Below are 19845 nucleotides of genomic sequence, written 5' to 3' on the forward strand. Positions count from 1 at the left end.
TTCGCCCGGGGCCTGTTCCACTTCACCGCACTGCCCTTGGCTGTCTTGAAACCGAGGCTCGCCACGGGAATCCTGACCTGCTTGCCCCGGCCGGCGGAGACACCTCTCATCGCCTCGAACAGCGAGGTGAGGTCCCGCAGGCCGGTGTTCTTGTCCACGACGAGCGTCTCCAGTCCGGCGCTCATGGCCGGGTACGCCGTGAACGGGTTGAGCGCGACGCCCGGTTCGGCGGCCTTGTAGGCGAGCGCGGCCAGGAACTTCTGCTGGTTCCTGTTGCGGCCCAGGTCGCCCTCCGCCTCCTGGTGGCGCTGACGGACGAACGCGAGCGCCTTGGAGCCGTCGAGGAGGTGGCAGCCCTTGGTCAGGTCCAGGCCCGACTTCTCGTCCTTGATGTGCCGGTCCACACACATCTTGACGCCGCCGACCGCGTCCACCACGCCCACGAAACCGGCGAAGCCGATCTCCGCGTAATGGTCGATGTGCAGGCCGGTGTTGTGCTCGACGGTCCGCACCAGCAGGCCGGGGCCGCCCAGCGAGTAGGCCGCGTTCAGCTTGTTGCCCGCCGCGCGGTAGCGCCTGCCCGTCTCGGGACGGACGAAGGACGGGATCGTCACCCACGAGTCGCGCGGCAGGCTCATCATCGTGGTGCCGTGCGCGCCGGTGTGCAGCAGGATCATCGAGTCGGTACGGCTGCCCGCCGCCACGCCGGTGTGCAGATTCTTCTTGTCGCCCTCGGAGAGGCCCTCGCGGCTGTCGGAACCCACGATCAAGTAGTTGGTGCCCTTGCCCCTCGGGGCCCGGTCCGCCATCTTGTCCAGGTCGACCTCGCGGTTGAGCCCGGAGTCGGCCCACACATAGGTGCCGCCGGACGCGACGAGCAGCACGCAGACCGTCAGCAGGAGCAACCGCATGATCCGGCGCGGCCGACGGCGGCGGGCTCTGGCAGCGCGCGGTGATCTGTTCCTGGAGAGGTTTCCTGGGGCGCCCGCTCCGGGGGCTCCGGCTCCCGGGAAGCGGGCCCCGATTCCCGGGGTGCCGTTCGCGGGGACTGCGGCGCCGTGGTAGCCGCTTCGCTGCCGCGGGATCAGCGGGCGTTCCGCGTCACCCGGGTCGTAGGCAAGCGCGGCCGGGGGCTGGTCCGGATACGCATCCCGCATGTGCGCGGCATAGCTCGGCCATGCCTCCGCCGGGATGATGCGCGGCGCACCCGCTTCCCCGTCGTAGTGGTGGTCATCGGGCCACCCACCCAGCGGTTCACTCATGGATCACCTCGCTGTCAGCTCCGGTTCGGGTTGCGGCAGGCGCTGCCCGAGATGCTGGGCAGCGGTGCCGGAGCGGCGCATCCGGCCCCAGGTCAGCCGGCTGCCGAGCAGGATGGCGACCACGGACTGGATGACCACCAGGTACATCAGCTGCCGGTAGACCAGGAGCTGGAACGGCATCGCCCACAGGGTCCGCATCCGCTCGCCGTCCAGCCGCAGCGCGTACCCGGCCGCCAGCAGTTGGACGACGAGGAAGCCGATCCACACTCCGGTCGAGCGCACGGGGTCGAGGAAGAGCACCCCGTAGAGGGCGAACAGGTCGACGATCGGTGCGATCAGCGGCAGCACGACCTGGAAGAGGGTGAGATAGCTCAGCGCGCGCCGGCCGAAGCGCCCGGCCGGGCCCAGTTCGACAGCCGCACGGCGGTGCTTCCACATGGCCTGGAGCGTCCCGAAGCACCACCGGTAGCGCTGGCGCCACAACTGGCCCAGCGAGCTGGGGACCTCGGTCCAGGCGACGGCGGACTCCTCGTAGACCACCCGCCATCCGGCCCGCCACAGGGCCATGGTCAGATCGGTGTCCTCGGCGAGGGTGTCCTCGCTGACCCCGCCGACGCCCATGAGCGCGTCCCGCCGGAAGGCCCCGATGGCACCGGGAACCGTCGGCATGCACTCCAGCACCTCGAACATCCGGCGGTCGAGGTTGAACCCGAAGACGTACTCCAGGTGCTGCCAGCGGCCCAGCAGCCTGCGCCGGTTGCCGACCTTGGTGTTCCCGCTGACCGCGCCGACGGCTGGATGCGCCAGGGGCTGGATCAGCCGGTAGATGGCGTCCGGCTCGAAGACGGTGTCGGCGTCGACCATCACCACGATGTCGTAACCGGCGTGCGCAAGACCGGTGTTGAGCGCCGCGGCCTTGCCCGCGTTGGGCTGCCGCAGCACCTGCACGCGCGGGTCGTTGATCCAGGTGGCCAGGTCCGCCGTACGGTCGGTCGAGCCGTCGTCGATCACGATGATCTGCAGGTGCGGGTGCGTGGAGGCGAGCAGCGAGTGGATGGTGGACTCGATCCCCGCCTCCTCGTTGTAGGCCGGGATGAGAACGGTCACCGGTTCATGCACCTCCCTCAGCCAGGGAGAACCGGGACGGAAGCGCGTCAGCCGCCTCACATGGGTGCGGGCGAAGAGGACGAGCAGCAGCAGCCGCAGCAGCCCCAGCACTCCCGCGACGCCCAGCACCCAGGCCATCCCCCGCACGAACGCGTGTCCGATCCTCTTGACCCAGACCAGCGCCGTGCCCTCCCACTTCTCGACGGTGGAGGCCGGCTCCGCCGGTGGCAGCCGCAGGCCGGCCGAGACGGTGGTGAACCGGTCGACGTGCCGGCTGTCGAGCAGCTTCCTCGCCTCGTGGTAGGCGAGGTCGGTGTGGCTGTACTGCCGGATCACGCCCTGCGCGGGCTTGCGGGACGCACGGTCGGCGGCGACCAGGAGATAGCCGTCGGCCGCGGCGCGGCGCGCCGCCTTCCACTCGGCGCCGCACAGGGTGTCCACCGTGGTGGTCTGCGGCATCCGCAAAAGCCTGGTGTGGGTGCCGGCGGAGTGCGCCAGCGCCTTCCGGGTGAGAGTCAGCTCCATCCGCGCGCGCACCGATGACGAGGCGCCCAGGTCGGCACCCGTATAGGCGTTCGAGCCGATCTCATGGCCTGCGGCGCGGATCCTCCGCACCAGCTCCGGATGCTGGGCGGCCTTGGCGCCGCTCAGGAAGAACGTGGCGTGCGCCCGGTGCTCGCGCAGCAGAGCGAGCAGGCGCGGGGTCCACACCGGGTCGGGGCCGCCGTCGAAGGTGAGACCGACGGTACGCGCCGGCATCGCGGAGGACTTCACCCGCCCTCCGTCGATACGCAGCACGGGACCGCCCTCGGCCACCGCTTCGGGTACGGGTCTGGTGCAGTCGCGGCGCGACTTCGCGGCATCGACCTCGTGATTGGTCCAGCCTTCGAACAGCAGCGCGGCGAACATGGCGGGCAGCACGAGGCACAGCAGCAGCCAGTGTGCGCGCGGGTCTCGGGATCGGGCGTGCCGACCTCTCGTCTGGCGGCTCATGCCCTCGGGGCCGGGGTGGGGGCCGTCACAGGCCGTCCGGCATGTCCCCGCCCGGAGCGAGGAGCGTCCGCCCCGGCAACGCGGGGGGCGTCCGCACTGGTTCGGAACGAGACCTCTCCGTACCGGCCGAACCCGTGCGGACACGGCTGCCGGCGGCGAATTCGCTGCCGGCTTCTCTTCCTGCTGGCCTTGAACATGGTGGGCGAGTGTAGCCATGTCCGCACCGGGGTATGACCACAAGCCGTTTGCGGAACGGGGGTCTTGTGGGTGCTGTAACACAAAAACTCCTCGCGACGCTGGAACAGTCAGAGGCAGCACTCCAGGGGCTGTGCCACCCCCTGACTTGTCATCTGACTTGTCATCGACCAGTGGGCGCTTCAGCGCCGGAAAGGCGGTCAAGGCTCAGGACCGAGCAGGAGCTACAACGGGTTGACTTTCTCCGGCCTGCCCGAAATCCCCCCAGCCCTGCCCAAATTCGCGCCTGTCATTACGTTTCAGCAGGTCAGAACGGTTCTGCAGCGCGGAGAACGGGCTTGCGGCAGCCTTTTTACGTCAGCAGCGCAGGCCCGTTGCGCAGGAATGCGCAGACTCGGCGGGAAATACGGGGGGCCGTAAGCATTGGCGAGCAGAGTGAGAATACTGACACGCCCTCACCTTGTACCAGCAAGTAGCGAGTGAGGGGTTTCTCACTACCACTCACCGCCTTTCGCCCGCCTTCGCCGCCGCCTTCTCCTTCCTTCCCCGACGCCGCTCCCGCCGCCACCTTCCTCACCGCTTCGCCCCTTTTTGCCGCGCTTACCGAGCTTCAGTTTTCAACGAACCCGCAGCGCATTCCCGTGCGACCAGCGGCCATTTCGCCTCGTCTCCGCACTCCTCCGTCGCACCATGCCCGACCCGCCGCGTCCCGGCACCGCACACCGCGCAGCCAGGGGCGGCTCCGCCTTCCTGCGCCCTCTTGCTGCTAGGTTTTTGTTGCAAGTAATATGCAATAGCGAGTGAAGGGCGGGAGCATGTCGACAGCGACCTACACCTTGCCGGAGCTGCCGTACGACTACTCCGCACTGGAGCCGGTCATCAGCGGCGAGATCATCGAGCTGCACCACGACAAGCACCACGCCGGGTATGTGAAGGGGGCCAACGACACGCTCGAACAGCTCGCCGAGGCCCGCGACAAGGACCAGTGGGGGGCCATCAACGGACTGGAGAAGAACCTCGCGTTCCATCTGTCCGGGCACATCCTGCACACCATCTACTGGCAGAACATGACCGGCGACGGCGGCGGTGAGCCACTGGAGAAGGACGGCACGGGCGAACTCGCGGACGCCATCGCCGAGTCCTTCGGCAGCTTCGCCAAGTTCAAGGCCCAGCTGTCCAAGGCGGCCGCCACCACCCAGGGTTCGGGCTGGGGCGTACTGGCCTACGAGCCGGTCACCGGGCGGCTCATCGTCGAACAGGTCTACGACCACCAGGGCAACGTCGGTCAGGGCTCGGTGCCCATCCTGGTCTTCGACGCCTGGGAGCACGCGTTCTACCTGCAGTACCGCAACCAGAAGGTCGACTTCGTCGAGGCGATGTGGCGCGTCGTCAACTGGCAGGACGTCGCAGCCCGCTACACCGCCGCCAAGGAGCGCGCACACAACCTGCTGCTGGCCCCGTAGCCGTACGGAGCCGCCACCGCTTCCCCCTCGTGATCGTCTTCTCACCGTTCCGGGGGCGGAAGACGACGGGGCCCCTTGTGTGGACGTGACACACAAGGGGCCTCGTGCTCGGGGAGCCGCGGGCGGGTCAGTCGAAGACGGGACCCACGTCGCGGGTGCGCTTGATCTCGAAGAAGCCGGGGGTCGAGGCCACCATCAAGGTGCCGTCCCACAGCTTGGCGGCGGCCTCCCCCTTGGGCGCCGGGGTCACCACCGGGCCGAAGAAGGCGATCCGGGCGCCGTCCGCGCCCGGCACGGCGATGACCGGGGTGCCGACCTCCTGCCCCACCAGGCCGATCCCCTCCTCGTGGGAGGCCCGCAGCTCGGCGTCGTAACGGTCGGAATCGGCGGCGTCCGCCAGCGAGGCGGGCAGCCCGGCCTCCTCCAACGCCTCCAGGATGACCTCACGGTCCAGCTCCCGCCCGCCCGGGTGGACGCGGGTGCCCAGCGCCGTGTAGAGCGGGCCGAGCACCTCGCTGCCGTGCTCCTGCTCGGCAGCGATGCAGACCCGGACCGGGCCCCAGCCGCGCTCCAGCATCTCGCGGTACTGCTCGGGCAGCTCGTCCACCCGCTTCTCGTTGAGCACGGACAGGCTCATCACATGCCAGCGGACCTGAACCGGCCGGACCTTCTCCACCTCCAGCATCCAGCGGGAGGTCATCCACGCCCAAGGACACAGCGGGTCGAACCAGAAATCTGCGGGCGTCTTGTCCGTCATGTCTTCTCCTCGGCAGAGTGCTCGTGTCCTCGGCAGAGTGCTCGCAATCGGTACTGCTTGATCAATGCGGGGACAGCGATGGTGGGATAAGCGTGCGCGCACAGCGGCGCGAACCGCAGTGCGACTGTGAGCTCGAACACCGACAACGCACGGGGCGGTCGACGGCATTCCCGGGTGTGCCCGCGGCCGGGCGCATGCGATCCTGAGCAGGTTGTCGACCAGGCGATCCGGCCTGCGGCCGAGCGGCCGCGGCCGAACGGAGAGGGAGCGGCGTGCCCGGAGAGAACCTGACCCGCACCGAGGCCCGCGAGCGGGCAGCGCTGCTGACCGTGAACGGGTACGACGTGGCGCTGGACCTGCGCTCCGCCGTCGAGCCTCCGCCCGCCACCGGACCGCGCACCTTCCGCTCCACGACGACGATCACCTTCGAGAGCGCCGAGGAGGGCGCCACCACCTTCGTCGACCTGGTGGCCCCGCACGTGCACTCCGTCACCCTCAACGGCGAGTCGCTGCCGGTGGACGAGGTCTTCGACGGCACCCGCGTCACCCTGCCCGGACTGCGCGCCTCCAACGAGGTGACGATCGACGCGCAGTGCGCCTACAGCCGCACCGGCGAGGGCCTGCACCACTTCCTCGACCCCGAGGACGGCGAGGTCTACCTCTACACGCAGTACGAGCCTGCCGACGCGCGCCGCGTCTTCGCCAACTTCGAACAGCCCGACCTCAAGGCGCCCTTCGACTTCACCGTCACCGCGCCCGCGAGCTGGACGGTGCTGAGCAACGGCGCCCAGCGGGGCGAGCCGCGCCCGGTCGACGACGGGAGGTGGGCGCTGTGGCGCTTCGAGCGCACCCAGCCCATCTCGACGTACATCACCGCCGTGGTCGCGGGCCCGTACCACTACGTCACCGACACCTACCGCCGCACCTTCGGTGGGGGTACCTCCCGTTCATGGGGGTCCCCCCGCTCGAGCGAAGCCGAGAGTGGGGGAGGAGCCGAGAACGGGGCAGGCAGCGAGCTGGAGATCCCGCTGGGCGCGCTGTGCCGCAAGGGGCTGGCGCGCCACTTCGACCCCGAGGACATCTTCACCGTCACCAAGCAGGGCCTGGACTTCTTCCACGACCACTTCGACTACCCGTACCCGTTCGGGAAGTACGACCAGGCGTTCGTGCCCGAGTACAACATCGGCGCCATGGAGAACCCCGGCTGTGTGACCTTCCGCGAGGAGTTCGTCTTCCGCGGCAAGGTCACCGACGCCTCCTACGAGGGCCGCGCCAACGTCATCCTGCACGAGATGGCCCACATGTGGTTCGGCGACCTGGTCACCATGGAGTGGTGGGACGACCTGTGGCTCAAGGAGTCCTTCGCGGACTTCATGGGCGCCTTCGCACTGGTGGGCGCCACCCGCTTCCGTGACGGCTGGATCACCTTCGCCAACCGCCGCAAGTCCTGGGCCTACCGAGCCGACCAGCTGCCCTCCACGCACCCGGTCACCGCCGACATCCGGGATCTGGAGGACGCCAAGCTCAACTTCGACGGCATCACCTACGCCAAGGGTGCCTCGGTCCTCAAACAGCTCGTCGCCTACGTCAGCGAGGACGCCTTCCTGGAGGGTGCCCGCCGCTACTTCAAGCGCCACCAGTGGGGCAACACCCGGCTGGAGGACCTGCTGTCCGCGCTGGAGGAGACCTCGGGGCGCGACATGGCCGAGTGGTCCAAGGCGTGGCTCCAGACCGCCGGGGTCAACACGCTCACCCCGCAGCTCACCTACGACGCGGACGGCCGCGTCACCGAGCTGGCCGTCCTCCAGGAGGCCGAGTCCGAGGCGCACCCCACCCTGCGCCCGCACCGCGTCGCCGTCGGCCTCTACCGCCGCGACGCCGCCCACGGCACCCTGGAGCGCTACGCGCGCGCCGAGGCAGATGTCGCGGGAGCGCGTACGCCGGTCCCCGAACTGGCCGGAGCCGAGCGGCCCGACCTGGTGCTGGTCAACGACGCGGACCTGACGTACTGCAAGATCCGCTTCGACGAGGTCTCGCTGGCCACCCTGCGCGACCACCTGGGCCAGCTCACCGATCCGCTGGCGCGCGCGTTGTGCTGGTCGGCCGTGTGGAACCTGACCCGCGACGGGCTGATGCCGGCGCGGGACTTCCTCTCCCTCGTGCTGCGGTTCGCCGGGCGGGAGACCGAGATCGGCGTGCTGCAGATGCTGCACGGTCAGGCCAGGCTCGCACTCAACCACTACACGGCACGTGACTGGCGCGCCGAGGGCGCCCGGCTGCTGTCCGAGGGAGCCGTCACCCAGCTGCGGCAGGCCGAGCCGGGCAGCGGCCACCAGCTGGCCTGGGCCCGCTTCCTGGCCTCCGTCGCCTCCGGCGAACAGGAACTGCGCCTGCTGCAGGGGTTGCTGGCCGGCACGGCGCGCATCGACGGCCTGGACGTGGACCAGGAGCTGCGCTGGACGTTTCTGGAGCCGCTCGCCGCCGAGGGCCTCGCCGACGAGACCGCCGTCGAGGCGGAACTGGCGCGGGACGACACGGCCTCCGGCAAGCGGCACCAGGTTCGGTGCCTGGCCGCACGGCCCTCCTCCGCGGTCAAGGCCCAGGCGTGGGCCTCCGTCGTGGAGTCCGACACGCTGTCCAACGCGCTGGTCGAAGCGACGATCTCCGGGTTCGACCAGCCGGGGCAGGCCGAGCTGACCGCACCGTACGCGCCCCGGTACTTCGAGGTGCTGGAGTCCGTGTGGGCCTCACGCTCGATCGAGATCGCCATGGCCATCGTGCGCGGCCTCTTCCCCGCGACGCAGGGCGATCAGGCCACGCTGGACGCCGCCGACGCGTGGCTGACGGGGCATCCTGACGCCGCACCCGCACTGCGGCGCCTCGTCGCGGAGTCCCGCGACGACCTGGCCCGTGCGCTGCGCGCCCAGCGCACGGACGCGCGGGGGGTCTAGGGCCGGTCCGGCGGCGTCCAGGCGGGCGTTCCGAAGGGGCGCGGGGGACTGCGCTCCCCCGGCCTCGTCCGGGAGGTGCCCCCGAGCCACACCCCACCCGCAGCCCGCGGCGGACAGCCAGGGGCAGCCGCTGCCCAGCAACATCCGCCGGACGCCCCTGGGCGGCGTCGGGACCGCCAGGGCGGGGCAGCCGGGGGCCGGTGACGCGGTGGGCCGCCAGACCATCGCGGGCGGCGCGCCGCCAGACCATCGCGGGGAACGGGCCGTCAAGCCGTCGCGGAGCGGACTTTCAGGCCATCGCGGGGAGCGCTGGGCTCTGCCGGGCGGCCAGCCAGCGGGCGTAGGCGGGACTGCCCCAGGCCACCTCCTCGTACGAGGCCCGCAAGTCGTCGAAGACGGCGTCCCCCTCCGCGCCCCGCCCCCAGCCCGTACGGAACCCCACCAGCAGCCGGACCCCGAGCGGGTCCCCGGCCAGCGGGACGATGGACATGCCGGGGCGCGGCTGGGACGTCGGCTGACAGGGAGTCACCACCTCCCCCGCGGCGACCAGGTCACCCGCGGACAGATAGTCGCCGTAGACCACCCGAGGATCGACCCGCGCGGCGGCGAACACCTGCCGCAGCCCGTCCCAGTCGCCGTCGACCGACGGGTCGACCATCCACTTCTCGTCCGCGAGCTCCGCGACGGCCACGGCCCGCCCGGCTCGCGCTGCGGGGTGGGTGGCGGGCACGGCGACGAACTGGGGCTCGCGCTGCACCAGAACGCGCAGTTCGATCCCGTCGGGCACCAGCAGCGGCGCGCCCTCGACCTCGTGCACGAAGGCGGCGTCCAGCTGGTTGTCAGCGACCATCCGCAGCAGGGTGTTGGCGGAGACGTCGGTCTGGAAGGTGATGTCGAACTCCGGCAGCCGGCCGTGCAGGCGGCGCAGCCAGCCGGGAACGGCCCGGCTGCCGGTGCTGCCGAGCCGCAGCCGCCCTCCGGGTCCCGCCTGGCCGAGCCCGGCGGCGTCCTTGGCCTCACGGATCAGCTCGGACATCTGCGCGACGATGGGCCTGGCGCGGGTGAGGACGGTGCGGCCGAGCGGGGTGGGCCTGCTGCCGGTGCGCTCCCGGTTGAAGAGCCGGCCGCCGACGGCCTGTTCGATGCGCCTGAGTTGCGTCGTCAGCGAGGGCTGCGTCATGCCGAGCTGACGGGCCGCCTTGTGCACGCTTCCCGTGTCGGCTATCGCACACAGCGCGCGAAGGTGCCTCACTTCGAGCTCCACAGGCGGAGCATAACGGCGGTGTCGTACGTCCCACCAGACAGCGGCGGGCTGGTGAACGCGCCGCGAACCCCTGAGCGGCGGCGGGGGATTCACCGGTCCTATCGGCAGTTGGCATCATTCCGGTACGCCGTGCGCTCGAACAGACTCTCCCACAGCAGAAATCCGTCCCAAGGGACCGGCGGCGCCCCCCACACGCCAACATCCCAGAGCGGCGCCGGTTCCCTCGGAACTCGAGGAGAGACCCCCCATGAGATACCGCAGATCTGCTCTTTCGGCGGCGCTCGGCCTGGGCGTGACCGTCGCTCTCGGAGTGGGCGCCGCACCGGCCACGGCCGCTGCCCCGGCCTCCCAGGCCGCACACTCCAGCACCTCCCCCCACAGCACGACCGCCGGTTCCTCCAGCACACAGGGCTTCACCGGCGAGAAGCAGCGCGACAACGAGAAGTTCTTCAAGTTCATCGTCAAGGAAGCGCTCAAGAAACAGTCCGCCAAGCCCGGCATCCAGCAGGTCACCATCACCTACGACGCCAGCCGTGCCCCCTCGTTCCGCAACCAGATAGCCAACAGCACCGCTGTGTGGAACTCGGCCGTCTCCAATGTGAAGCTGGCCGAGGGCGGCAACGCCACCTTCGACTACCGCGAGGGGAACGACCCGCGCGGCAGCTACGCGTACACCGACGGGCACGGCAGCGGCTACATCTTCCTGGACTACGCGCAGAACCAGCAGTACGACTCCGACCGCGTGGTAGCGCACGAGACCGGCCATGTGCTCGGGCTGCCGGACCACTACCAGGGACCGTGCAGCGAACTGATGTCCGGCGGCGGCCCCGGCCCGTCCTGCACCAACGACCGGCCCGACGCCAACGAGCGGGCCCGGGTCGAGCAGCTGTGGGCGAACGGCGTGGCCGACGTCGTCTTCGAGAAGGCCGCCTTCAAGTGAGCAGCACATGAGCGGCACCGCCGTGTGAACCGCCCCCCGCAGGGTCGGCCCCCGGTCAGCACCGGACCGGGGGCCGACGCGTGGCGCGGGGGCGAGCGCCCACGCGTCCGCGCTTCCGGAGATCAGCCCGTGGCACCCGCCGCCTCGTCGGCGGCCTGAGCGCGCAGCGCCCGCTCGACACCCGCCCTGGACTCGGTCACCAGACGGCGCAGCGCCGCGCCGGGCTCGGCGGAGGCCAGCCAGGCATCGGTGGCGTCGAGGGTCTCCTGCGAGACCTGGAGCGCCGGATACAGGCCGATGGCGACCTGCTGCGCCATCTCATGGCTGCGCTGCTCCCACACGCCCTTGACGGCGGCGAAGTAGCGCTCGGTGTAGGGCGCCAGCAAGGTGCGCTGGTCGGTCTGGACGAAGCCGGAGATGACGGCCTCCTGGACCGCGTTGGGCAGCGTGTCGCTCTCCACGACCGCCCGCCACGCCTCCGCCTTGGCCTCCGGGGTGGGACGCGCCGCGCGGGCCGCCGCTGCGTGCCGTTCGCCCGCTGAGGTGGAGTCCCGCTCCAGCTCGGCGCCGATCTCCGCGTCGCCGGCCCGGCCGGTGGCCGCGAGGCGCTCCAGGAACGCCCAGCGCAGCTCCGTGTCCACGGTCAGGCCCTCGATGGCCGTACTGCCCTCCAGCAGTCCGGCGAGCAGGTCGAGCTGGGCGTCGGTGCGGGCTGCGGCGGCGAAGGCGCGGGCCCAGGCGAGCTGGTGGTCGCTGCCGGGAGCCGCGGCACGCAGCTGCTCCAGGGCGGCCTCGGCCCAGCGGGTGAGCCCGGTCTCGCGCCAGGCCGGTGCCGCGTACAGGTCCAGGGCGAGCTTGACCTGGCGCTGCAGGGACTGGACGACGCCGATGTCGGACTCCTTGCCGATACCGGAGAGGACCAGGTCGAGGTAGGAGCGCGCGGGCAGCTCGGCGTCCCGGGTCATGTCCCAGGCCGACGCCCAGCACAGGGCGCGGGGCAGCGGGTCTGCGAAGTCGCCCAGATGGCGGGTGACGTTCGCCAGCGACTCGGGGTCGAGCCGGACCTTGGCGTAGGTGAAGTCGCCGTCGTTGAGCAGCAGCACGTCGGGGCGCTTGCGCTCGCGGGGCAGCGGCACCTGGGTCAGCTCACCGTCGACATCGAGCTCGACGCTGTCGGTGCGCACCAGCTTGCCGTCCACCAGGTCGTAGAAGCCGACGCCGAGGCGGTGCGGGCGGAGCGTCGGCTCTCCCGTGGCGCCCGCCGGCAGTGCGGGTGCCTCCTGGCGGATGGCCAGCGCGGTGAGCGTGCCGTCCTGGGCGCAGGTCACCTCGGGGCGCAGGACGTTGATGCCCGCGGTCTCCAGCCACGCCCTGGACCACGCCTTCAGGTCGCGGCCCGAGGTCTCCTCCAGCGCTCCGAGGAGGTCGCTCAGCCGGGTGTTGCCCCACTCGTGGCGCTTGAAGTAGGCGCGCACGCCCTGGAAGAACTCGTCCATGCCGACGTAGGCGACCAGCTGCTTGAGGACGGAGGCGCCCTTGGCGTAGGTGATGCCGTCGAAGTTGACCAGGACGTCGTCCAGGTCCCGGATCGGGGCCATGATCGGGTGGGTGGAGGGGAGCTGGTCCTGGCGGTAGGCCCAGGTCTTCATCTGGTTGGCGAAGCTGGTCCAGGCGTGCGGCCAGCGGCTGCCCGGGGCGTGCGCCTGGCAGGCGACGGAGGTGTAGGTGGCGAACGACTCGTTCAGCCACAGGTCGTTCCACCACTCCATGGTGACCAGGTCGCCGAACCACATGTGGGCCAGCTCGTGCAGGATGGTCTCCGCGCGGCCCTCGTAGGCGGCGTCGGTGACCTTGGAGCGGAAGACGTACTGGTCTCGGATGGTGACCGCGCCGGCGTTCTCCATGGCGCCCGCGTTGAACTCGGGCACGAAGAGCTGGTCGTACTTCTCGAACGGGTAGGGGTAGTCGAACTTCTCCTGGAACCAGTCGAAGCCCTGCCGGGTGACCTCGAAGATCGCGTCGGCGTCCAGGTACGCGGCCAGCGAGGGGCGGCAGTAGATGCCCAGCGGCACGCTGCGTCCCTCGCCCTCCCAACTGCTGTGCACCGAGTGGTACGGGCCGGCGATGAGCGCGGTGATGTAGCTGGAGATCCGCGGGGTGGGGGCGAACCGCCATACATTGTCCGCCGGCTTCGGGGTCGGGGAGTTGGAGATCACCGTCCAGCCCTCGGGGGCGCGCACGGTGAACTGGAAGGTGGCCTTGAGGTCGGGCTGCTCGAAGGTGGTGAAGACGCGGCGCGCGTCCGGCACCTCGAACTGGGTGTAGAGATACGCCTGGTCGTCGACCGGGTCGACGAAGCGGTGCAGGCCCTCGCCCGTGTTGGTGTAGGCACAGTCGGCGACCACGCGCAGCTCCTGCGGGCCGGGCCGCAGCCCGCGCAGGGCGATCCGGGAGTCGGCGAAGACCTCGGCCGGGTCGAGGGACTCGCCGTTGAGGGTGACCTCGTGCACGGTGGGCGCGACCAGATCGGCGAAGGTGTCGCCCGCCCCGGACGCCTGGAAGCGGACCGTCGTCACGGAGCGGAAGGTTCCCCCGCCGCCGTCCTGCGCACCGCTGATGTCCAGCTCGATCTCGTACGAGTCCACGGTGAGCAGCCGGGCCCGCTCCTGGGCCTCTTCGCGCGTCAGATTCGTGCCAGGCACTTGGTTGATCTCCCCACTCTCGCGGATCTCGTCGCTGTCGTGCTGAAGCCATACTTGCACGCGGTTGTGACACCTGGTGGCGGGCGTTCCCGCGCAGTTCAGGCAGGGGTCATTCAAGGCGCCAAGAACGGAGGAGAGGGGCATACCCCGCCCCTGCGAACCTCCGTACCGGGAGACCGAATGTCCCGTCGCAGCCGCTCTCTGCCTGCCGACTCCACTTCCCCGCCCCCGTCCACTCCCGCGTCCCCCACCGACTCCCCGGCCGACTCTCCGGCCTGTTCCTCCGGCGCCCCGTCCCCTTCGTCCGCTGCCTCTCCCCCGGCCCGTGGTCCGTTCCCGTCCCTGGCCGCCTCCGTCGCCTCGGCCGCCGCCCGGCTCCGCCCGCCCGGAGCCGGCTCGGTGCGCCGCTCCGTGTCCGGCCCGGGGCGCCGCGGGGTGCTGGCGCTCGCCGGTTCCGCGGGGGCCGCGGCTGCGCTCGCGCTGGTGACCGCACCGGCGCCCGCGCGTCCCCCCGCTTCCGCGCCCTTGGCCCGCGCTTCCGTACGCCCCCGCCAGGCCGCGCACGCCCCTGCCCCCGTCAGCGCGCCGCACAAGGGCGCGACCACCCTCACCGAGGTCGCGGTGCCCTCCGGGGACGGGCCGTTCAAGCGGCTGGTGACCGGTCCCGGCTGGCGCCGGGTGGTGCGCACCGAGCTGGCGGAGGCCGGGCACGGGCGCGCGGCGAAGGCCGTACCGCTGGCGGCTCTCGTCCAGTTCACCGATCTGCATCTGGTGGATGTGCAGCACCCGCTGCGCTACGAGTACCTGCGCGCGCAGACGGCGAGTGCATGGCGCCCGCAGGAGGCGCTGCCGGTCGCCGGTGCCGTCTCGCTGGTGGAACGGGTCAACGCGCTGACCGGCGGACCCGCCACCGGCTCCCCGCTCTCCTGCGTGGTGACCACGGGTGACAACACCGACAACAACTCGCACGCCGAGCTGGACTGGTTCGTCGAGGTGATGAGCGGCGGCCGGATCACTCCCGACACCGGGGAGCCCAGACTGTACGAGGGTGTGCAGGACTCCGGGCTGCCGGACTACTGGCAGCCGGACTCGGACCTGCGCGACCGCGACAAGAACGCGGCGGGTTTCCCGCGGATGGACGGCTTCCTGCGAGCCGCTGTGCGGCGGGTGACCAGCCCGGGGCTGAACATGCCCTGGTATGCGACGGTCGGCAACCACGACGCGCTGCCGGGCGGCTGTTTCGCCGCCGCCGACACCCGGGGCTTCTTCGCGGACTTCGCCACCGGTGACCGCAAGCTGATGGACCTGCCCAAGGAGCAGGCCGCACGGCTGTGGCGAGCCGTGGACAAGGGCCTCGACCCGAAGGGCGAGCTGTTCAAGGAGATGCTGCGCTCCGAGCGCCGCCGGATGCGCGTGGTCACCCCCGACCCCCGGCGCGCCCCGGTCACCCCGCGCGAGTACGTACGCACACTGGCCCGGCCGCACGCGAAGGGCCACGGGCCGGCCGGACACGGATACACGGAGGCGAACGCCGAGGACGGCACGCTGTACTACACCTTCCGGATATCCACGCAGGTGATGGGCTACAGCCTGGACACCACCCGGCGTGACGGGCACTACAAGGGCCGCCTGGGCGCCGCGCAGCTGCGCTGGCTGAAGCGCAAGCTGGCCGAGCACGACGACATGTACGCGATCGTCTTCAGCCACCACACCAGTACGACCACTCCGGAGGGCGGTCAGGAGCTGCTGGAGCTGCTGCGGGAGACCCCGCACGCCGTGGCGTGGGTCAACGGGCACAGCCACCGCAACAGGATCACTCCGCACGAGACGTTCTGGGAGATCAGTACGGCCTCCCACATCGACTTCCCGCAGCTGGCGCGCACCGTGGAACTGGTGGACAACAAGAACGGCACGCTCTCCCTGTTCACCACCCTGATCGAGTCGGCGGCACCGCACCGTACGGATTTCACCGACCTGTCGCAGACCGGGCTGGCGTCCCTCTACCGGGAACTCGCCTTCAACGCACCCGGGACGCGGCGGGGGCTGGAGGGTGCCGAGGGCGACCGCAACACCGAACTCCTACTCCGCAAGCCGTGACGGGCCGCCCTCCCGGTCCTCGGCAGTCAGCGCGGCGAGGCAGGCGCGCACCGAGGGACTGTCACCGCCCGTCCGCCAGGCGGCCCGCACCTCGCGGGTCAGCGGCGGGCGCGCGGAGAGGAACCGCACGCCGGGCGGACAGGGGGTCTGCGCCATCTCGGGGACCAGCGCGGCGGTCACCCCACGCGCGACGAAGGCGAGCTGGGTGGCGTACTCGGTGAGGGTGTAACGCACCTGCGGCTCGACCCCGCGCGCCCGCAGGGCCTGCACCAGCGCCTCGTACGGTTCGGTGCCCACCGGGCAGCTCGACCAGACGGCGTCCGCGAGTTCGGCCAGGTCCAGCGTGTCCCGGCCGGCCAGCGGGTGCCGGTCCTGCAGTGCCACCTGCACCTCCTCACGGGCGAGGGTCCGGACCCGGACGCCCTCCGGCAGCGGCATGGGGCGGCTGTGCCAGCTCTCGATCAACAGCAGGTCCAGTTCGCCGGTCAGCAGCAGCGGCACCATGTCGGCCGCCTCGCCGTCCACCACGGTGGGCCGCAGCCGGGGGTGTGCTTCGGTGAGAGTGGCGAGCACGTCGGGCAGCAGGCTGCGGAGCGAGCTGCCCACGCCGCCGAGCCGCAGCGGGCCGAGGATCTCGTCGCCGAGGCCGGCCAGGTCCGACTCGGCGGCGTTCAGTTGGGCGACGACACGGGCCGCGTGCGCGGCCAGCACCCGGCCCGCGTGCGTGAGGCGGACGCCGCGCCCCTGGGGCTCCAGCAGCTTGTGGCCCGCCTCGCGCTCCAGCTTGGCCAACTGCTGGGAGACACCGGAGGGCGTGATGTGCAGGGCGGCCGCCGCCCGGGCCAGGGAGCCGTGCACGGCGACGGCGTCGAGGGCGCGGAGTCGGTCGGAGCTGAACACCCAAGCAATGCTAATGAGTATCCCGTACGAATCCTCGCTTTTACTTGAGAGTCTCGGCAGGCAGAGTGACTGTCATGACCACCACCGGGGAGGGAACGCAGCGGACCGGTTCGGCGCGGCTGGCCGAACGCAGCCCCGTCGCGCTGGCGGTGACGGCGTCGGCGTGCATCTCGGCGTCCGCGATGTTCGTGAAGCTCTCCGGGGTCAACGCGGGCACCGCCGCTTTCCTGCGCTGCGGCCTGGCGCTGGTGGCGCTGGTACCGCTCGCACTGGCCGAACGCCGTCGGCTGGGGCCGCGCCCGGCCCGCGCCCGGCTGTTCGATCTGACCGCGGGCGCGCTGCTGGGTGTGGACTTCGTCTGCTGGGCACAGAGCATCCACGATGTGGGCTCGTCCATCGCCACGGTGCTGCTCAACATCCAGATCGCGGTCTTCCCGCTGCTCGCCCTGGTGGTCACCCGCACCCGCCCCGGCGCACGCTACTGGCGCACCCTGCCCGTGCTGCTGGCCGGTGTCGCACTGGCCAGTGGTGCGATCGGCCATCCGGAACCCGGCAGCAGCCCGGTCTCCGGAGTGCTCTACGGAACCGCGGCCGGCGTGGCCTTCGCGGGCTACTTGTTCCTGACCCGGCTGGGCGGCGGCGGCGCGCACACTGTCCACCCGGTGTGCCTCTCGACGCTGGCCGCAGGGATCACTTCCGGTGCGCTGGGAGCGCTGTGGACGGGCGTCGACCCGGCGCCCGGCTGGGGACCGCTCGGCTGGCTGGCGGTGATGTCGCTGTTCGGGCAGGTGCTGGCGCTCGTCCTGATGGGGCCCGCGCTGGCGCGGCTGGCGCCGGTGACCAGCGCCGCGCTGCTGCTCCTCCAGCCGGTGCTGGCCCTCCTGTTGGGTGTCGTCTTCCTCGGTGAACGACCCACACCGACCCAGTTCGCCGGGTGCGTCCTTGTCGTGCTCGCCGTCTGGCACACCAGCCGGGACGCTCACTAGAGTCACCGCCCATGCACCTGCCGCGCGCCCTCCTCAGCGGGATGATCACCCTGGTGACCGTGACCGGGCTGGCGGTGAGCTCCTCCTCGGCCGCCGACCGGGGCCATGCGCGCACCCGCGAGGCGATGGAGGCGCTGGTCGAACAGGACGGCGCCCCCGGCGTGCTGGCGCAGGTCGAGGACGGCGCCGGAGTGTGGGTCGGCAGCACAGGCACCGGCGACTACACGAGAGAGCGTCCCCGGCTGGCGCATGACCGCTTCCGGATCGGCAGTGTGACCAAGCCGTTCCTGGCGACAGTGCTGCTGCAGCTGGAGTCGGAGGGCAGACTGCGGCTGGACGACCCGGTGGCCCGCTGGCTGCCCGGCCTGCGGCTGGGCGCCTACGGCGGAACCACCGGCGGGCGGCCACACGGGGTGACGCTGCGCCAGCTCCTCGGTCACACCAGTGGAATCCCGGACTACACCAGCGATCCCGCGCTGCGGGCCGACTACTTCAGCCCGCGCTTCCTGACGCACCGCTGGACCACCCACACCCCCGAACGGCTGGTGGCGCGCGGCCTGTCCAGGCCGCCGCTGTTCCCGCCGGGAGCGGACTGGAGTTACTCCAACACCAACTATCTGCTGGTCGGCATGGTCATCGAGAGTGTCACCGGGCACTCCTACGCGACAGAGGTCGAGAACCGGGTGCTGCGCCCGCTGAAACTGCGCGACACCTCGCTGCCGGGCACCTCCTCGCGTATCCCCGGGCAGCACGGCAGGGAATACTCCACGCTGTTCGCCCCAGGGGCACACCCGCCGGTACGGGACGTCACCTCCCTCAACCCCTCGCTGGCCGGCGCGTCCGGCGAGATGATCTCTTCGGACCGCGACCTGGTGCGCTTCGTCCGCGCCCTGGTGACCGGCAAGTTGCTGCCACCCCGGCAGCTCGCCGAGATGCGGACGACGCGCAGCGCCGACGCCACCGACCGCTACGGACTGGGCCTGGCGGAGCGCACCCTGCCCTGCGGCGTCACGGTCTGGGGCCACGACGGAACCATCCACGGCTCCACCACGGCCGTCTTCACCACACCGGACGGCACGCACACCGCCGCCTTCAACGTCAACGGCGACTGGTCGGTCGACACCCGCGGCCTGGTCGAGGCGGAATTCTGCGACTGAACGGTCAGCGAGGCAGGACGGCCACGTACTCGGCGGGCTCCATTTCGCAGGCGGCCATCAGGGCCGTCCGGACCACGGCGGCCTGCTGGGCGAGGGACTCGTGCAGCTTCTCGGCGGTGACATGGATGACGGTGATACCGAGCTGTTCCAGGGCCTCCCGCTTGCGGGTGTAGGCGTCCCAGGCCGCCTCCGCGCCGGTCCGGGGCGTCCCCGCGTCGATCTCCACCGCCACGGCCTGGTCCGGCCAGTAGGCGTCGACGGCGCCCAGATGCGGGCCGCCGGGGACACGCAGTTCGACGTTCCAGCAGGGGTCGGGCAGACCGTGGCCGAAGACCATCTCGTACAGCAGGCCCTCGGTCAGCGCGCGTCCCTCCGCCAGCAGGCTCTCCACCGCGTCCGCGACGTGCGGCAGCGCCAGCAGCCGGGCTCTGGTCAGCTCGCGCACCACCGGCTGCGGTTCGCAGTGCCCGCCGCGTACCGCCTCGACCAGCAGCCGCCGTACGTGCTCCGTATCCGGGAGCTGGGCCACCGCGTCGGCGAGCGCTCGCGGCACGGGCGCCACGGGCAGCCCGGTGATCTCCTCGGGTTCGGGCAGGACACGGGTCCGCACCAGGTGTGCCGAGGTGTAGGCACAGGCGGCCGGAAGCGGCGCATCCGCCCCGGGCCCGGTGGGTTCACCGAGGTCGGGGACGAGGACATCGATCCGCTCCAGGTCCAGCAGGGACGGTGCGGCGGAGAAGCAGTTCAGGGCCAGCGCTGCCATGCCTGTGATCATCGCGCAGCGGTCCACGCCCGGCAGGGCGCCCGGGGGCGCTGCCGCGTCACTCTGTGCGTACAGCAGCACGGCGCGCAGCCTCTCCTCGCTGGTGGGCAGACCGGTACGGGGCGGCAGTGGTACTTCGTGCGTCATGCTGTGGGCGATTCCCCACTGCCCGCCGGGTGCCAACGTGTGTGACAGAGCTGTCGCAGAACGCGGACAACCCTGTACTAAAGCACGGGAGTTCGAGTGCCGATAACCGGCCGCCGGCCGGGGCCACGCGCGGCTACCGCTCCCGCGGTCCGTGCGCCGCG

At 71.2% G+C, this 19845-nt stretch carries 13 protein-coding genes; 6 read left to right on the plus strand and 7 right to left on the minus strand.

Translation table 11 applies throughout. The features are described from left to right. A partial coding sequence (locus JW592_RS31350; RefSeq protein ID WP_229377175.1) for an LCP family protein occupies positions 1-1262 on the minus strand: 1262 nt, incomplete at its 3' end. Positions 1263-1265: 3 nt separating this feature from the next. Further along, a complete protein-coding gene (locus JW592_RS31355; RefSeq protein WP_209268670.1) occupies positions 1266-3362 on the minus strand; it encodes a bifunctional polysaccharide deacetylase/glycosyltransferase family 2 protein in 2097 nt (698 codons plus the stop codon). A gap of 1010 nt (positions 3363-4372) precedes the next feature. On the opposite strand from JW592_RS31355, the gene JW592_RS31360 reads away from it, so the two are divergent. Then, complete coding sequence (locus JW592_RS31360) at positions 4373-5020, plus strand: superoxide dismutase (RefSeq protein ID WP_209268671.1); 648 nt, start codon at positions 4373-4375, stop codon at positions 5018-5020. A 127-nt stretch (positions 5021-5147) separates the two neighbouring features. On the opposite strand, the gene JW592_RS31365 is transcribed toward JW592_RS31360, so the two are convergent. Then, a complete protein-coding gene (locus tag JW592_RS31365; protein WP_209268672.1) occupies positions 5148-5777 on the minus strand; it encodes a DsbA family oxidoreductase in 630 nt (209 codons plus the stop codon). 272 nt (positions 5778-6049) lie between these two features. Between JW592_RS31365 and pepN (JW592_RS31370) the strand changes: the two genes are divergently transcribed. Further along, entirely contained in the window at positions 6050-8728 is a 2679-nt protein-coding gene (gene pepN, locus JW592_RS31370; protein WP_209268673.1) for an aminopeptidase N, read from the plus strand. A gap of 289 nt (positions 8729-9017) precedes the next feature. On the opposite strand, the gene JW592_RS31375 is transcribed toward pepN (JW592_RS31370), so the two are convergent. Then, complete coding sequence (locus tag JW592_RS31375; RefSeq protein WP_209268674.1) at positions 9018-9980, minus strand: LysR family transcriptional regulator; 963 nt, start codon at positions 9978-9980, stop codon at positions 9018-9020. A gap of 259 nt (positions 9981-10239) precedes the next feature. On the opposite strand from JW592_RS31375, the gene snpA reads away from it, so the two are divergent. Further along, positions 10240-10932, plus strand: a complete 693-nt coding sequence (gene snpA, locus JW592_RS31380; RefSeq protein WP_209268675.1) for a snapalysin — start codon at positions 10240-10242, stop codon at positions 10930-10932. A 122-nt stretch (positions 10933-11054) separates the two neighbouring features. Here the strand turns inward: snpA and pepN (JW592_RS31385) are convergent, their stop codons facing one another. Continuing rightward, positions 11055-13634 carry an aminopeptidase N gene (pepN, locus tag JW592_RS31385; RefSeq protein ID WP_209268687.1) on the minus strand — a complete coding sequence of 860 codons (2580 nt, stop codon included), beginning with the start codon at positions 13632-13634 and terminating at the stop codon, positions 11055-11057. A 399-nt stretch (positions 13635-14033) separates the two neighbouring features. Between pepN (JW592_RS31385) and JW592_RS31390 the strand changes: the two genes are divergently transcribed. Next, entirely contained in the window at positions 14034-15731 is a 1698-nt protein-coding gene (locus tag JW592_RS31390; protein WP_209268676.1) for a TIGR03767 family metallophosphoesterase, read from the plus strand. Here the strand turns inward: JW592_RS31390 and JW592_RS31395 are convergent. Continuing rightward, on the minus strand, positions 15714-16631 hold the full coding sequence (locus JW592_RS31395) for a LysR family transcriptional regulator (protein WP_209268677.1): 918 nt from the start codon (positions 16629-16631) through the stop codon (positions 15714-15716). The genes JW592_RS31390 and JW592_RS31395 overlap by 18 nt on opposite strands. A 74-nt stretch (positions 16632-16705) precedes the next feature. On the opposite strand from JW592_RS31395, the gene JW592_RS31400 reads away from it, so the two are divergent. After that, a complete protein-coding gene (locus JW592_RS31400; protein ID WP_209268678.1) occupies positions 16706-17617 on the plus strand; it encodes a DMT family transporter in 912 nt (303 codons plus the stop codon). An 11-nt stretch (positions 17618-17628) separates the two neighbouring features. Beyond that, on the plus strand, positions 17629-18774 hold the full coding sequence (locus tag JW592_RS31405; RefSeq protein ID WP_209268679.1) for a serine hydrolase domain-containing protein: 1146 nt from the start codon (positions 17629-17631) through the stop codon (positions 18772-18774). 4 nt (positions 18775-18778) lie between these two features. Here JW592_RS31405 and JW592_RS31410 read toward each other — a convergent pair whose 3' ends face one another. Beyond that, a complete protein-coding gene (locus tag JW592_RS31410) occupies positions 18779-19684 on the minus strand; it encodes a hypothetical protein (protein ID WP_209268680.1) in 906 nt (301 codons plus the stop codon). Positions 19685-19845 lie beyond the last annotated feature (161 nt).

It is taken from the genome of Streptomyces spirodelae (assembly GCF_017676385.1).
In the GTDB taxonomy this organism is placed as follows: Bacteria; Actinomycetota; Actinomycetes; order Streptomycetales; family Streptomycetaceae; genus Streptomyces; species Streptomyces spirodelae.

Coding starts and splice junctions, on each gene's coding strand:
- JW592_RS31360 (WP_209268671.1), top strand. CDS start 4,373: ATGTCGACAGCGACCTACACCTTGCCGGAGCTGCCGTACGACTACTCC.
- snpA (WP_209268675.1), top strand. CDS start 10,240: ATGAGATACCGCAGATCTGCTCTTTCGGCGGCGCTCGGCCTGGGCGTG.
- JW592_RS31400 (WP_209268678.1), top strand. CDS start 16,706: ATGACCACCACCGGGGAGGGAACGCAGCGGACCGGTTCGGCGCGGCTG.
- JW592_RS31410 (WP_209268680.1), bottom strand. CDS start 19,684: ATGACGCACGAAGTACCACTGCCGCCCCGTACCGGTCTGCCCACCAGC.
- JW592_RS31405 (WP_209268679.1), top strand. CDS start 17,629: ATGCACCTGCCGCGCGCCCTCCTCAGCGGGATGATCACCCTGGTGACC.
- JW592_RS31365 (WP_209268672.1), bottom strand. CDS start 5,777: ATGACGGACAAGACGCCCGCAGATTTCTGGTTCGACCCGCTGTGTCCT.
- JW592_RS31355 (WP_209268670.1), bottom strand. CDS start 3,362: ATGAGCCGCCAGACGAGAGGTCGGCACGCCCGATCCCGAGACCCGCGC.